Genomic DNA, 16591 nt, shown 5'->3' with positions numbered 1-16591 from the left:
AATTGGAGGGTATTTCTTTTTTGCATAACGTGCAAACGTTTGCATTAGTTTCTTCCTGACTGCGCAACAAGCTCTGTCACACTGTCCATAAATTCCTTGTTAGCCGCCAAATCCTCTATGCTGAGGTGCATGCGATAGCGCCAGTAATGCTTAGGATTGGCCGGGATATTGATACGCTCGGCATTGGCATCGGGCAAACGAAGATGCTCGTTGATGGCAAGCCAGTCCTGAATGCTCAGAATACAGAGCATAGAGGGCGATGTGAGATGGCGCGAGATGATATCCTGTGCGAGCCATCCTGGCAGCGGATGAGGTGCTGGTCCTTGGCGATAGAGCATCGTATTATAATACTCTTGCGTGCGCTGAATGTCCTCGTCCCACCACTGGCGAAGCGTAGGCATATCGTGACTTGAGATGGTACAAACCGAACGATAAGGATTGCGGCTCAGATGCCCAAACTTCACACTTGGATCCTTAGGCATACTCTGCAACTCAAGGCCCAACATCTTCAATTCGTTCATCACCCATGGCACACAATCTGGCACCATACCAAGGTCTTCGGCACAAACCAACATACGAGTAGCCTGAACCAACTTAGGCAACTTCTTCATCGCCTCCTCGTACCAGAACTGGTTGTTGCGACGATAGAAGTAATCGTTATAAAGACGATTGAACGCAGCCTTGTCATTGTCATAAAGTGATTCGAAGATAAAGTCGAACTGAGCAGAGATACGTGGGTGATACAATCCCGGATTACGATGGTCGCGAACAAAGAGTACATCGCTGATCAGAGCATAGAGTCCGTCGCGAAGCCATATTTCCTTCTCATCGGTCACTCCCTCAAAGAGAGCCTCCACCTTTATCTGGGTATCCACCTCTTCCTTCAACTGATAACGCTCATCATCCAAACGGTCCAGATACTTTTGCTTCACCTCGTCAGCACGCTCATGGAACACACGGTCGAGCACCCAGTCGGTGATAAATGGACGGGTGAATCTGTCCTGCTGGAAGTTAAGACCATACGAGCGAATCTCGTCAGCTGTCATGCCGAGTGCAGGAGCAAACTGTCCGAGCAGACCATGAACAGAGTCAATAGGAATCTCCCATATACGGAAGAAGCCCAGCACGTGGTCGATACGATAAGCATCAAAGAACTTCGACATATTCTGGAATCGACGTGTCCACCACTGACAGTCGTCTTTCAGCATCTCATACCAGTTGTAGGTAGGGAATCCCCAGTTCTGACCATTCACAGAGAAATCGTCAGGTGGAGCTCCTGCCTGTCCGTCGAGGTTGAAGTACTTAGGCTCTGTCCATACATCACATCCAAAACGGTTCACACCGATAGGAATATCACCCTTCAGGATGACTCCCTTGGCCATGGCATGCTCGTGAGCAGCCTTCATCTGTGTGTTCAGCACAAACTGTACGAAGTAGAAGAACTCCACCTCCTTGTAGGCCTTTGTTCTTGGGTTGACCAGTGCCTTGCGGTCTTTTTCGTCCCAAGCATTGTGGTCGGGCCACTTCGAGAAATCAGCAGTGCCATACTTGTCGCGCAGACAAGAATATTGTGCATAAGGCACCAGCCACTGTTCTGTTTCCTGGAAGAATGCCTGATATTCGGCACTCTTCATCATCTTTTCACCTTCCTGATTGAAGATTTGGTGCAGGTACGTTATCTTGAAATCATTTACCTTTTCATAATCTATCTGGGGCAGGGCATTGAGCTCTGCTCTGGTCTTCTCAGCCTCAGCACGAGCCTTGGCATCCTCAAGCTCGGGCAGAGCCTGCAGGTCGGCATACTGTGGATGAATGGCAAACACGCTGATACAGCTGTAGGGATAAGAGTCTGTCCAGGTGTGAGTGATGGTCGTATCGTTGATAGGCAACAACTGAAGCACCTTCTGTCCAGTCTTTGCCACCAGGTCGATCATACTCTTCAGGTCTCCAAAGTCGCCTATACCCGCACTCTTCTTGCTGCGAAGTGAGAAAACAGGAACCAATGTTCCGGCAAACTTACGGTTCCAGCGCTCCAAGAACGACTGGCTCAACTCGTAAGATACAACCGAACCGGCCTTCATCTCAGGGATTTCCACACTACGGTTGTAACCTGTTTCCCATGCTTCGGTGCTTTTCTTGTCGTTCAGTGCTACAAACTTAAACTCCAAGTAATTGACAGCCAAAGCCTCGGCATTGACATCCACCGTCCATTCATTGTACGCCTGTTCCACCATAGGCACAGCACGCTTTACGTCCCAGGCTCCTACAAGAGGATCAGAACCTATCAGTACCAGGCGCTCACCTTCTCTCAACTGTGGAGCACGGACTATCAGTCTGATGGTCTTGGCAAAGGTATTATCCTTCACCTCTGCAGGCTGCTGATGGTTGATACAGTCGGTGAAGGCGCTGCTATAGAGGTAAGAATCCTCAGGAATGTCACGCCAGTGATCATAGATAGTATAATCATTGGCACGCTCGGCTGTCACATTCAGCTGATGCTTCACCACCTGCCATTCCTTCTTGATACAAACGCCATCACGTTCTACACTATAATAATAGGTAATGTTTTTAGTCTTGGGAGTCACATCCAGATCGCACGACCAGTGAAGCCCGTCTGTAGTTCCCAAGCTGTTATGAACCTCTTCGTTGTCCATGTTCAGGTTCAAGACGAGATTCTCGCCATAAACCGTTTTGTATTCTATATTAAAACGAAACACCATAAGGAATTATAAGATTGTTATTTATGGTACAAAATTAGTCATTTCTTACTACATACAATTAATTTCTTGCACAAAAGATGTCAAAATGTTGCGCAATCGGTTGCGCTTATTATGCTTTTTGCGTCACTTGCTTTTCCTTGATGAAGGAAACAGCCAAAGCTCCACATATCAGCAGCACACCTGCCACTATCATCATGTCACTCTGGTGAGAGCCTACCACCCACAATACGTGTCCGCCACAGAGGGCTGCCACAATCTGAGGAATACAGATAGTGCCGTTGAAGAGTCCGAGGTAAGCACCCATGTGTCCATAACCCTGCAAAGCATTGGTGACAAAGGTGAAAGGCATCGCCAACATAGCTGCCCAGCCAGCACCAATCATCAGGAACGGAATGAACTGCAGGTACTTGTCGTGCAGGAATGGGATAAGGGCAAAGCCCACACCACCGATAATCAGGCTGACCGCATAAGCCATCTTGGAACTCTTGAACTGGGGAAGCACTACCACCCACAGCACACTGCCCACAGCCTGAACGGCAAAGAGAATGCCCACCCAGTCGCCGGCATCCTGGAATGCCTTGGTGCAGGCATCGGTAGTATTCCATACGGTCTCGGCAATGGCACCCGTAGAATAGTTCCACAGATAGAGGAAGCCTGCCCAGCAGAAGAACTGCACCAGTCCCACCTTCCAGAAGGTAGAGGGAGCGTTCTTCAGAAGGCTTATCCAGTCGGCCTTGCCTTCTTCCTTCATCTCGGCATCTTCGGTAACTCCATTATACTTGGCGTATTCCTGCGGATTCCACTCCTTCACCTTCATCGTGGTATAGATGACACAGAGGATAAGGATGGCTGCGCCCACATAGAACGACCAAATCACAGAGTCGGGCACAACACCTTTCTCGGCATAGTTTTTGATACCCAAGAAGGCAAAAAGGAAGGGGAATATATAACCGGCTATCGAACCCGCATTGCAGAGGAAACTCTGAATGGAGTAAGCCTTCGTCTTCTGTTCCTCATTCACCATGTCGCCCACCAACATCTTGAAAGGCTGCATCGCCATATTGATGCTCGTATCAAGAAACATCAGGGCTATCAATCCAAAAATCATCGCACCGCCAACCGTCAGGCCAAACGAACCGGCATTAGGCAAAAGACACATCACCAAGACAGCCAGCGTAGCTCCCACAAAGAGATAAGGAATTCGTCGGCCGAAACGGCACCATGTCTTGTCGCTCAAGGTTCCGACAATGGGTTGCACCAGGATTCCCATCAGTGGAGGGAGAATCCAGAAATAACTCAGATTGTGTGGGTCAGCACCCAACGTTGCAAAGATTCGGGAGATGTTGGCGCTCTGAAGAGCGTAGGCTATCTGTACCCCGAAGAATCCGAAACTCAAGTTCCAGAGCTTCCAGAAACTCAGATTAGGTTTTGTCATCATATTTTTTATTGTTTTATTGATTTTCTTTATCTTGTCGTACCACGAACCACGAGTTTGGTTCTTACCACTCTCTTCTCCACCTCATTCATCGGGATAGAACCTTCCACCTGTCCGATAAGGATGTTGACAGCCTCCTCTCCTACTGCCACTCCTCGCTGGTCGACAGTGGTCAACATAGGATCGCAAGCCATGGCTCGCTGGCCGTTGGTGAATCCACAGACGCTGACTTCCTCAGGCACTCGGAATCCCATACGTTTCGCAGTATAGAGAATACCGATGGCAGTATCATCATTCACCGCAAAGAAAGCATCCGGTCTGTTTTCCATCTCCAAGAGTGCAGGCGTAATCGCCTCTGCCTGTCCCCTGTTGTCACAGATTTGTACGTGGGAGGGTATTTCTTCCAAGCCATGCTTCACCAAGGCATCATGATAACCATTATATCTGTTCTTGGATATTTCAAGGTTCATGGGCGAGCCATAGAAAGCTATCCTCTTGCAGCCTGAGTCAATGAGATGGGTTACAGCCGTAAAGGCACCCATATAGTCGTCCACCACTACGCGCGAACAGTTCACACCAGTACAGATTCTGTCATAGAACACCAATGGCACGCCATTGTCCATCAATCTTTGGAAATGCGTATAGCGCATGGTATCCTTCGCCTGTGAAACGATAATGCCGCACACTTTATTCTTATAGAAGTCCTCGCAGATTGCCACTTCCTTGTCATATCGCTCATTGCTCTGCGCCACCATCACTCGATAGCCACGCGCACTTGCCTCCTCCTCGATACCCGAAAGCACAGAAGAGAAGAAATAATGGGCAAACTCAGGAATGATAACACCGATGACCTTCATGGGCTGTGTCCTACTGTATCTGAGAGCCTCACCAATTACATTGGGACAGAAATTATGCGCCCTGGCAAACGTCTGTATACGTTCCTTCTGGGCAGCACTGATACGAGGGCTGTCCTTCAAAGCTCTGCTCACCGTTGCGATAGAAACGCCCAGCTCGCGAGCAATATCTTTCATTGTTATGATTGTTTTCTCATTCATAGGTTGTTAGTGTTGTGTGCAAAATTATGCAAATCTTGCCAAAGTAGCGCCTTTTGCTTGACTTAAATCAAGAAAATTACATGCAAACGTTTGCACAATAAAAGCAAAAGTACAACAAAATCTCTAAACAACCAAATGCTGGTGAGGAATATGAGCAAACAATAGCCAAATCGAGCGTTTTTTCTTCGATTTGGCTATCATATCACCTATTCCTTAGCCAAATCGAGCGTTTTTTCTTCGATTTGGCTAAAGAATCGCTTGCTTTCTCAAATATTTTCCTTAAATTTGCAACACAATAAACAGCTAAAGAATATCAGTTATGGAGCAAATAGTAGGCAGAAAAACAGAAATCACACGACACTGCATATTGGACGCATCAGATGGGAAAGCCACGTCAAAATACTTGGTATGGTTTAGCTTTCGAGCGTATCTGCATGCTACATATTCCCCAAATCAAAAAGAGGTTGGGCATAGAGCAGATATATACGGAGTATTACTCATGGCGTAGCAAGTGCTCTACTCCAGCAGCACAGATAGACTTGTTGATAGAACGAGCAGATCATCTCATCAATCTTTGCGAGATCAAGTATTCACAATCTCCTTATACGATTACGAAGGAAGAAGAGTTAAATATTCGCACCCGTATGGGTGATTTTGTAGAAGAGACAGGTGTTCGGCATGGCATCTTGCCTACACTAATAACTACATTCGGCATCCGCCCCAATGCCCATTCAGCAATTGCACAAGTGCAACTGACAATGGATGACTTGTTTGATGATATGGGATAATTATTAAAAAACTTGAAAACATTTGGTTGTCTCGATAATTATTGCGTAATTTGCGCAACGTAAAAAGCGCAATAAGATTATGGCAACAATTAACAACCCTTTCGTGATGTATGGATACAAAGGAGCAGAGTACTTTTGTGACCGTGAGAAAGAAACTGAGAAGATGATGACTTCGCTCCATAACGAGCGAAATATCACGCTTGTCGCACCTCGCCGTATGGGCAAAACTGGATTAATCCATCATGTCTTCCAACAGTTGGAAAAGCAATATGATGATGTGAAATGCTTCTACTTAGACATATTTGCCACCAAGAACTTGGAGCAGATGGTGCAACTCATGGCTTCGGAAATCATTGGGAAATTAGATACAATCTCTCAATCCGCCTTGCGTAAAGTACAGGAGTTCTTCAGCAGTTGGCGACCAACGCTAACAATTGACGAACTGACAGGCATTCCAACATTTTCTTTGGATTTGAAACCAAACGAGGGACGAGAAAGCTTGAAGCGAATCTTCGAGTACATGAAGCAATCTGGAAAGCGATGCTACGTGGCAATAGATGAGTTTCAACAAATCATGAACTATCCAGAGGATGGAGTGGAAGCATTGATACGCTCCTACATCCAATTCCTGCCCAATGTATATTTCGTATTTTCTGGCAGTCAACAGCACATGATGGAAGAGATGTTTTTGTCGGCGAATCGCCCATTCTTCCAGAGTTCTCTTGTCATGTCACTACCATGTATCGCCGAGTCAAGATATCTATCATTTGCCAATCGTCTTTTGTCATCACAAAAACGAGAGGTTGATGTAGACACATTCACCTATATCTACTCGCAAGCCGACAGCGTAACTTGGTATGTACAAGCCATCCTACATGGTATTTACGAACATCGTGATGAGCAGATCAATAAGGACTTAGTGGATGAAGTGATTCAAGAGTTGATAGAGGAGCAAGCCATGGCATACCAAAACTATTGTGCATGGCTGACCGAAAACCAGCAGTTACTCTTGTTAGCAATTGCCAAGGAGCAAATAGTTTCCTCCCCACTTAGCCAACAGTTCATCATCACCCACCACCTACCTGCCACCAGCAGCGTAAAGACTGCCCTGAAGGCTCTTGTGGACAAGCAACTGATCAGCAAGACCCCAAAAGGCTTCTTTGTCAGCGACCGCTTCTTTGCAAAATGGCTGGCAAAAGGGGAATAAAGCAAAAAAGTCTTGGAAAATCAAATGTCCCTTAACTTCCCTCTAACTTCTCTAACTTCCCTCTAACTTCCCCAAATGCGGGAAAGTTCAGTTAAATAGGATAATGTCGCTAAGATACCACTTTCCTTTTTAATCTCCAAATGTTTTAGGGAAAAAAGAAGGAAAGAATGCAGGGCATACAAAAAAGGCGGTTTCTATTCAGAGACCGCCTTTTAATATTCTTTTATTCTTTGGATTCCCTTGTTGTTTCCAAAGAGAATTTGAGGATTCCCAGGTTCACACCAAAGGTAAGCTTGCGCATTTTCAGTGGCAAGTTGTCGGCGAAGACTTCGTTCATGGCAGTCTGTATCTTGTCCTCTGTGTTCTTGTCCGGATAAATACCATGCTCCTTAGCATCTTCGTTCACCTTGTCGATGGTTCTTGCCAATTTGCGAAGCTTAGTGAAAGTATCAATGATGGCAATGGTGGTACTGATGGCTAAATCACCTTTCAGAATAGTGGCAAGCATATAAAGTCCTTGTTCTGTAAATGCGTGAGGTGCAACAGTGGAATGTTTGAGTTTTTTGAACCGATCAAAATTTTTGATGAGTTCTTCTTTCTCGTTGTTATTCAACTCAATAACATAACCTGGAGGAAACTTTTTAGGGTTGTTTCTTAGTGCTTGGTTGATTTCTCTGGTTTCTACTCCATACAATTCCGCAACATCTCTGTCAAGGATAACTTGCGTATCCCTGATGACAATGATTTTACTTTCAGTTTTTACAATATCTTCTTGATGTCCCATAATTCCTTTTTTAGAGCTATTTATGGGCAAAGATACGACTTTTCCTTGTAACTTCCAAAGTTTTAGAGAAAAATGTAGGGATGGGGATAAAGAAAAAAATGAGGGTGCGTCACAGACTTATGACACACCCTCATTGATATTTAGTTTATTTGATGAAGCAAATGTTTACTTCTTTGTCATCTCACACTTTGCTGTTCCTTCTGCCCAATTAACCTTAAGTTTAATGTCGTAAGTACCAGCTGCTACAGCGATGTTTGGACCATTCTGTGTAGTGAGGTTATCTAATTCTCCACCCCAACTGAGAGACCAATCGTTTGTGTGACGGAACTTCATTTCGCCATCAGTCAATTCGACGTCCTTAAGTTCCCAGCAGCGCTCTTCCGGATTGTATGTCATATTCGTATCGCCATCCCAACCTTTAGGAGTTGCGCTACCAATGATACCAATAGTAAATGGAGTCAGTGTGTAAGTCTTCGCAGACAAGTCAACATCTACCTGATAGAAACCTGCTTCTTCTGTTATCACGATGTTTCCTGCATCAGGAGCTGTATCAAAGTCAGCACCATAGTTGGTACCATCCCAGTTTGGCTGAGTACTGAACTTGAAACCATTCTGGTTCAGGTACATATAACCTGTAAAGTGAGCACCATCATCACTATTGAGGACGTCAATCTGCTTCCATCCATTAGCATCGCCTGCCATATAGAGGATAGGCTTGCCAACTGTATATGTCAGGTTGTTCATGTCGAGAGTTACAATCCATGTACCAACACCAGGGATAACCATTGTTTGGGGTTCACCCCAGCTGTCACCAGTATAATAGATTGTACCAGAAGCATCTTCGCAACCATTCTTCTCGCAACCCAAGACACCTTTGTTGATGACTTTCCAATCACCGCTTTCATCCCACTTGCTGCCTTCGTAGAACTTGAAGTAGTTCTTGTCTTTCTCTGTAGTGACTTTGAGCTGGTAAACACCATCAGACAATTTGGTCATCCATACAGGACTTGTTGCATCCCAGTTATTTCCGTTTACCTCGCCAAGCATGTAGTAGCCCTGTTCATCGATAGCAGGAGTTGGGGTTGGCTTAAGTTTGGCTGTAGTCGTACCTACGGTATTGATGGCAACGGCATCACCTGATGCCAAGTTGACAGAAACCTTAGACTCAACGTTGATGTCACGAGCAACGCTTGCGCGTGATTTGTTCTGGGTGCAGAGAATCTTCTCCAACTCGTTAGCATCTACCTGAATGTTGTTACCAACGATTTCACCTTCAATTGCCTCACCATTTACTTTCAAGTCTTTCAGTGTATAGCCTGTAACATTGGCATCTGTCGAGTTGACTGTGACGAGGTTGATGACTCCATTTTCGTCAGGCATATTACATTCTGCTTCAGGACCTGCTGTAAAGGTGATACCATATTTGGCAGCTGAGGCTTCCTGTGGATTGGTCTGAGGATTAGCCCAATCGTCGTAGTCGCCGTTGCAGCTGGCAAGTGATACACTTGCCAAGACTGCTAAGCTATATAAAAATGTCTTTTTCATTTTGCTTTGATCTTAAATTATCTAACTTCTGCTTTATTTGTATCAAAGTTGACATACAACTTCTTGCCAGGGGCGGTAGTTACAGAGTAATCTGCACCCATGGTCTCAGCCCAGTTGTTTGGCATATCATATTTACGCCAGAACACTTCGCCATTATGAATAGTGAACTCTGTGTAATACCAGTCGATGCTACCGACCTTGACAGATACACGAAGTTCTGTGCTGGCAGTGAATTCAGGAGAAACCCATTCACCACTCGGATCGTCTGGAGGTGTCAGAGCAGTATCGTCAGCAAAGCCCCAATCGCTTTGACCAATACAAGCACCAATCAGGTAAACCTGAGTCTTGTAAACAGTCAGTGTCCAGTCGATGTTCTTCTTGTCTTCGGTAATCTTACCCTTGAAGTGGAGAGTGTACCAGCCAGCGTTGGCTACCTTGATGTTTTGCTCCTCACCTGCAGAGATTTCTGCACCGGCTTCATCGTTGATTTCCTTAAGACGGTTGATGCCGCGATAGTCATTGTTTTCTGTACCCCACTTGAACTCACCACCTGCAGGCAAGTAGACGATACCATAGTAGTTGCCAGCTACACCTTGTACCTGTGGAATAGCCTTCCAACTCTGCCATGGAGTCTGGATAGAGCTACCTATCAAGTAGAGATTATCGGTGAACTTCGCATCAGGAGCCTGATAGACAGCCTTGACAGAAGGCAGCGTAATAACATTTGAGAAAGTCTCTCCTAAATAAGATGACGCTGTAACGCGAATAACAGCACGAAGACGAATGTAAATTGGCATTTCTTCGGGAACACTTGCATCAGGATTGGCAGCCTTGAAGAGTGATACCACAGCATCGTTTACTTCGGATGCAATAAATTCCAATCTGCTTGCATCTGAGGATGGTGTCGCCAACTCTACATGAGTGGCTGTAGCATCGCTGACGAATGCAGGGTCGATAGAAACCTGTGCATAGTACGTCATAGAGTAAGGTACTCCACCATAATTTGGCTGAGAGCATGTCAATACCAAGTTTTTTGCACTGTTGAGGTCGTAGGTATTGTTTTCTGCAAGAGCAGGAGTGTTCAATACAAATCCATCCGCAAGATGACTCAGGTCCAATGTAGGGTTGCTGTCTCTGTCTTCATCGCAAGATGTAAAGAGCAAAGGAAGTACCAATGCTGGCAGCAACATGAATTTGAATATCTTTTTCATAATTGATTTCTTTTAATTTAAATCTTGTTTCCTAACAATTAGTATTTTGGATTCTGATGCATGTTAGGGTTGTTCTTAATCTCATCGCCTGGGATAGGATAGATATCGCATTTTGTTGGAATACCCTGACCATTTTCAGAACCACCCTTGAAACTCCAGAGATACTTAGAACCTGTGAACAAGCCAAAGCGAACCAAGTCGGAACGACGGCGGCCTTCCATATAGAACTCACGGCACCATTCATCGATAAGAGTCTGCTCATCTACTGATGTAGCTTTCAAGTCACGATTGGCACGGTCCTGAACCTTCAGGATGTCTTCCAAACCATCCTGACTGCCGTTGAGACGATACTTGGCTTCTGCACGGGTCAGATAGATTTCTGCCAAGCGGAACACAGGGAAGTCGGTATCTGAAAATTTCTGATGGTGCTGTGCTGTACCGTCTGCATGGAGGTTGGTCCACTTAACAAAAGACGCACCATTCAGAGGACTTGTGATAGCATCACCAGGTGTAAGAGTACGTACCTTGTCACTGCATCCACCGATACCCATATAGAACAGGGCGCGATCGTCTTTAGCCTGTGCTACGACATCGGCAGTACTGATACCCTTCTCATTATCCTTTGCAATCACCTGATCTTTAGATGGATTGGACAAAAGATCCTCATCGGTAGCCTTAGGAATATCTCCATTAGGGAAGAACTTCTTTACCAAGTCTACACGTGCAAACAGACACTTCCATGGGTCACTTGTGCTTGCATAAGGCATGCCAGATATGGTAGAAGCATTTACGAGGTATGAAGTTCCTGCATAAGCGCGAGTCTTTACACCATCCTGACGGATAGGGAAGATAATTTCCTTCATGGCCTCTGGGTTGCAGTCATTGTCGCCCATGAACAGCTGCTGGTAACCGCTGTAACCGTTCTTTTCTGCGCGGCAAAGATTGTATTTACCTTCGCCTTCACCTACGTTGTTGAGAATCTTGTCGCAATAATCGATAGCCTTCTGGTAGTCCTTTACCTGACCATCGGTATAAACGGCAGAGTTAAGAGCTAAGCGAGCATGGAGTGCGTATGCTGCACCACGGTCGGCACGTCCAAAATCCTTGGCTGTGTTATAAGCGCCCACCTCAGCCATCAGAGGCTCAATGGTGGTCAACTCATTATCCAACCACTCGTAGAGATCCTTGCCACTTTTCTCGGTAGGGAGATTGTTGTCAAAGGTATCCTTGAAAGGAGCCTTGCGATACAGGTCAAGGAAATAATAGTAGTTCAATGCACGGAGGAAGCGAACTTCTGCGATCTTATCCTCACTCAGGCTACCAGACTGCTCAGAAATAAAGAAGTTGTACTGGTTGATGTTATAACTGAGGCGCTGGTATGCCCAGTTAACACGCACATTATTCTTATCCCAATCCATGGTGGTGATTTGAGCAATACCATCATTTTCCTGATAAGCCCACAAAGTTTCGTCTGTCATCAACTCTTCCAGGTTGAACACTGTACGGATAAATCCAGTTTCACCCTCGTTGCCACTTATATCTGCTAAACCATCAGGACCTTTCTGACCTGTAAGACCAAGGGTAGCATACTGCTTAGCCAAGAGCCCCTCTACCGTATATGTTTGGTGATTAAGTGGGTCAACCGACTTGATGTTCAGTTCGTCTGCGCAAGAGACAAAGCCCATGCACAACATACTTGCCATTGCAGTCTTTATAAATATTTTTTTCATAATTGTCTCCTTTTTGTTTTTTAGAAGTTAAGATTCAAACCAAGTTGGAAGCTTATTGGACGTGGGTAAGGATTTTTGTCCATACCGCTACTTACCTCAGGGTCGATACCCTTGTACTTGGTAATGATGAATGGGTTCTGTACGGTGAAGTAGATACGTCCGCTGCAAATCTTTTCAGCACCAGCCTTGAACAATGCTGGGAAGCTGTAACCCAATGTCATGTTGCTACACTTCAAGTAAGAAGCATTGCGTACGAAATAGTCGCTTTGTATATTCGGTTTTATAGATGAACCCGTAAAGCCAAGATTGAAAGCTTCTGCTGTCGTGTTAATATTACCGTATTGTGTAATTTGGTCCAAAATAGCTTTTGAGTTCAGGAAATCGTAGTACACATAGTTACCGATAGATGCATGGAAGGCTGCACTGAAGTCCCAGTTCTTGTAGATGAACTTGGTGGTGAGACCCATGATGACATCAGGTGCAGGGCTCTTGTAGCAATAACGGTCACCATCATCAATGATTCCGTTAGCATCACGGTCAACATACAGTCCCTCAATTGGTTTGCCATTCTCGTCGTAAACCTGCTGGTAAACATAGAAAGAATTGATAGGCTCTCCAACCTTGTTTGCCTGTACTTTAGTGTCATTTGAACGAGATACTGAAGATCCAGTCTCAACCCAGTCTGATTTTCCTGCTTCCAACTCGGTGATTTCATTATGGTTCCATCCTACGTTGTAGGTTACATCCCATACGAAGTCCTTGGTGACGATAGGCTTCACATTGAATGCCAATTCCACACCATAGTTTTCCAAAGAACCAACGTTCTTCAAGATCTTGTCGCTTAAGTTAGTACCAGCGGCAACAGCAACCTGAGACAATAGATCGGTAGTCTTGCGATAGTAACCATCTACGTTAAAGCCGAAGCGGCCATTGAGAGCGGTGAAATCAAGACCTGCATTGTAGGTTGTAGTCTTTTCCCAAGTCAGGTCAGAATTGCTTGCAGATGGACGTAAAGTAGGATAATAATTGTCACCGAATGGATATTGTGCATAACTGTTGCTGACTCTGTACAGAGTAGTATAGTAGAAGTCGTCAATACCATTCTGCTGACCAGTCATACCCCAGCCCAAGCGGAGCTTCAACTCGTCAAGCCATTTTGCGTCCTTCAAGAAAGGTTCGTTGTTAATCTTCCAGGCAAAGGCTGCAGCAGGGAAATAACCCCACTTCTTGCCTTTTCTAAAGCGTGAAGAACCATCGGCACGGAAGGTTGCTGTAAGCAAATAGCGATCCAGCAAGTTATAGTTGAAGCGTCCGAAGTAAGACACCAATGAGTTATGGGCTTTCCAAAACTCGTCAGATTGGAACTTTGGATCATTCTCATAATTCCATTTACCTTCTGTAGCTTCATACTGAGGATTGGTATCTCTCAGGTATTCATCAATACCAGTTCCAAAGTTATATCCTGTTCTGTGGTAGTGGCTCTGCTCTGCACCTGCCATGATGTCGATGTCGTGAACACCAAACTTATGGGCATATTCAGCAAATGCTTTTCCTTCAATACTGTATTTGTATTGATGATCAGTGTTATAACGACCAAAATAGTTATATTCAGGATTAGCAACAGTATACTTAGAGTATTCCTCATTTTGTCTACCATCAGTGTATTGTGCTCCTATGGCTGCATGCAAATGCAAGTCTTCAAAGCCATGAATCTTATAATCTACCTCCAAGTTTGAAGATATGTCATGAGTTTTGGCTATACACTTGTAATTGTCAAGGAGAGACACTGGGTTCTGCGGATAATTAGCAGCAGGCATGTATTTCCAATTAGGATCGGTAATCTTATCACTCTTTCCCTGCAGGTAATTGAAATATCCGCCTACGCAGTCGTACTTCTCATCGTTTACGCGAACGGGCTGTGTGGGGTCCATTCGGAGTGCGTTAAAGATGGCTGCTTCTGCTTGTGCGTAGCGATCCTTTTCGAACATATACTTCGCTGTGAAGTTGAAGTTCAAGTGCTTGTCGAGGAAGGAAGGAGCCAAATTAACAGAAGTGTTAAAACGCTTCATCCAGCTGGTTTTAACGATACCGTTGTTGTCTTCGAAGCCTAAACCAATACGATAAGGCATATCTTTCAAACCACCCTGAATGCTGAGGCTGTGCTTGGTAGAGATGGCAGTGCGGAAAATCTCATCCTGCCAGTCGGTGTCGGCTGTACCCAAAGTGCTTATATCTTTTCCTAAAGAAGTAAGAGCCTGCTTGTACTCGCTGGCATTCATCACATCATATTTCTTCTGGATGGTAGATATTGTGATATCGCCATTGTAGGTAACCGTAGGTCTCTGGCCTGCACGTCCCTTCTTGGTGGTGATGATGATGACACCATTAGAAGCACGAGAACCATAGATGGCGGTAGCCGAAGCGTCCTTCAATACAGTGAAGCTCTCGATATCGTTAGGGTTAATCATCGCCAAGACATTACTCATACCCTTATTGGTATTGTTGTCAATAGCCAAACCATCGATTACATAGAGAGGGTCGTTAGAAGCATTCAGAGAGGCACCACCACGGATACGAATCTGTGCGCCAGAACCTGGTTGACCACCAGCAGTCTGTACGTCTACACCAGCTATCTTACCTACCAACATATCAGAGGCACTACTTGTGATACCCTTTGACATCTCATCAGGCTTGATGGCTGTGACAGAACCCGTCAAGTCGTTTTTCTTAGCACGACCATAACCGATGACAACGACCTCGTTCAATGACTTGGAGTCGTCGATCATCGTGATGATCATGTTCTTGCTTGCTTGTACTGTCTTTGGGGTCATACCCAAATAGGTAAAGGTTAGCTTAGTACCGGGAGCTGCGTCGACAGAGAAGTTACCATCCATGTCGGTAATGCCTACTGCCTTACCGTTGACTGTAATGGTAGCACCCATGACAGGCTCACCAGAAGCATCTTTCACTTGTCCCTTAATGGCATTTGACTGCGCAAAGGAACTTGCTGTCAGGAGAAGACCACTTGCGAGGGTCAACATCCTAAGAGGCAATTTAATTTTTACCTGCTTCATCATTCTGTTTAATTTTTAGTTAATATATGCATGTTGTTGTTAGTCGGTTTTTATTCCACGCTTATTTCCCTTTAGCCGTTAGTTATTAGTCCGCGCGGTTAAAAAATATTATAAGGTGGTATAGCTCATCTCATCATTTTGTTTGATCTTTAAGTTTATATGAATAATCTTGCTTAGTTATATCCTGCACTTAAAATAAAGTTATAACCTTTTGTGGCGTTCTGGATAAGTTTTGGCTTTTAGTTAGTGTTGTTAGCTATTAACTTTCAATATCCAGTCGGTCGTTAGGTCTCTACATTATTATAAGGTAGGAATGGTATTTTTTGTACCATTTTAACTTTCTGTATGCAAATGTAACTCCTTTTGCGCTTACTTGTACTTTTTTTAGAGTTAAAAACAGCATTCTTATTGTGCAAACGTTTGCATAATATTTGCCTTAGGTACATCTTTAGGTACTTTAACCAGAAAGGTTTAAAACAGCTCCATTTTTATGGAAATATAGTAACAGAACTTTCGCATGTGATTCAAGAACGGGATGAAGGAGCTGGAACCCATATAAGCAGCACGCCCTGAAAGGGCAGAAGCTCTTAGCCCAGGGCATCGCCCTGGGTATAGTAACAGTTAGCAATGCGCCCTGTAAGGGCAAAAGCTTTATAAATTTCAGTGTGAGTTTTAAAGCTTTTGCCCTTACAGGGCGCCAAGTTTGCGAACATGATAACCCAGGGCGTTGCCCTGGGCTAAGAGCTTCTGCCCCTTCAGGGCGTGCTGCTTCTATGAGCTTCTGTCCCTTACCTATGCTTTCGGCCGGTGACCGTTGGCTCAGGGCGTGCAGAGTAATTTCAACCGTACAGGTCATATTATTTTCGGTTAGTTATGAAATTGTTCTGTCTCTTGCGGATAAATCTATATTCCGTGACACGGAATGTACGTTCCAAATCACGGAATGGCGGTTCCGAACTACGGAATGTACGTTCCGTGTCACGGAACGGAACTTTTTTGTAGTTTAAACAAAACATTTATATAGTATAAGAGTAAGCAGAGA

10 protein-coding genes are annotated in these 16591 nt (G+C 44.8%); 2 read left to right on the top strand and 8 right to left on the bottom strand.

Annotation, left to right across the window (positions count from 1 at the left end; translation table 11 throughout):
- Positions 1–44: 44 nt before the first annotated feature.
- The 3 genes from P3T48_RS00975 to P3T48_RS00965 form a co-directional block, all read right to left on the bottom strand.
- The gene (locus P3T48_RS00975; protein ID WP_276505272.1) at positions 45–2720 is read right to left on the bottom strand and encodes a 4-alpha-glucanotransferase; all 2676 of its coding nucleotides are present in this window, start codon (positions 2718–2720) and stop codon (positions 45–47) included.
- Positions 2721–2829: 109 nt separating this feature from the next.
- Positions 2830–4158, bottom strand: a complete 1329-nt coding sequence (locus tag P3T48_RS00970; protein WP_276505271.1) for an MFS transporter — start codon at positions 4156–4158, stop codon at positions 2830–2832.
- Positions 4159–4184: 26 nt separating this feature from the next.
- On the bottom strand, positions 4185–5210 hold the full coding sequence (locus P3T48_RS00965; protein ID WP_217757618.1) for a LacI family DNA-binding transcriptional regulator: 1026 nt from the start codon (positions 5208–5210) through the stop codon (positions 4185–4187).
- 380 nt (positions 5211–5590) lie between these two features.
- On the opposite strand from P3T48_RS00965, the gene P3T48_RS00960 reads away from it, so the two are divergent.
- Both P3T48_RS00960 and P3T48_RS00955 read left to right on the top strand, forming a co-directional pair.
- Complete coding sequence (locus P3T48_RS00960; RefSeq protein WP_276505270.1) at positions 5591–5998, top strand: hypothetical protein; 408 nt, start codon at positions 5591–5593, stop codon at positions 5996–5998.
- Between the two features lie 79 nt (positions 5999–6077).
- Entirely contained in the window at positions 6078–7205 is a 1128-nt protein-coding gene (locus P3T48_RS00955) for an AAA family ATPase (RefSeq protein ID WP_276505269.1), read from the top strand.
- 223 nt (positions 7206–7428) lie between these two features.
- On the opposite strand, the gene P3T48_RS00950 is transcribed toward P3T48_RS00955, so the two are convergent.
- The 5 genes from P3T48_RS00950 to P3T48_RS00930 form a co-directional block, all read right to left on the bottom strand.
- Positions 7429–7989: an ORF6N domain-containing protein gene (locus P3T48_RS00950; protein ID WP_276505261.1), complete on the bottom strand. Its 561-nt coding sequence runs from the start codon at positions 7987–7989 to the stop codon at positions 7429–7431.
- A gap of 165 nt (positions 7990–8154) precedes the next feature.
- The gene (locus P3T48_RS00945) at positions 8155–9534 is read right to left on the bottom strand and encodes an Outer membrane protein SusF domain-containing protein (protein ID WP_276505268.1); all 1380 of its coding nucleotides are present in this window, start codon (positions 9532–9534) and stop codon (positions 8155–8157) included.
- A gap of 17 nt (positions 9535–9551) precedes the next feature.
- The gene (locus P3T48_RS00940; protein ID WP_276505267.1) at positions 9552–10745 is read right to left on the bottom strand and encodes a SusF/SusE family carbohydrate-binding protein; all 1194 of its coding nucleotides are present in this window, start codon (positions 10743–10745) and stop codon (positions 9552–9554) included.
- Between the two features lie 38 nt (positions 10746–10783).
- Positions 10784–12475: a starch-binding outer membrane lipoprotein SusD gene (susD, locus tag P3T48_RS00935; protein WP_276505266.1), complete on the bottom strand. Its 1692-nt coding sequence runs from the start codon at positions 12473–12475 to the stop codon at positions 10784–10786.
- Positions 12476–12495: 20 nt separating this feature from the next.
- Positions 12496–15549, bottom strand: a complete 3054-nt coding sequence (locus tag P3T48_RS00930) for a SusC/RagA family TonB-linked outer membrane protein (protein WP_276505303.1) — start codon at positions 15547–15549, stop codon at positions 12496–12498.
- Between the last annotated feature and the right edge of the window lie 1042 nt (positions 15550–16591).

The sequence above is a fragment of the Segatella intestinalis genome (assembly GCF_029348455.1).
GTDB lineage: Bacteria > Bacteroidota > Bacteroidia > Bacteroidales > Bacteroidaceae > Prevotella.
This window is presented reverse-complemented; position numbering and strand designations above follow the sequence as displayed.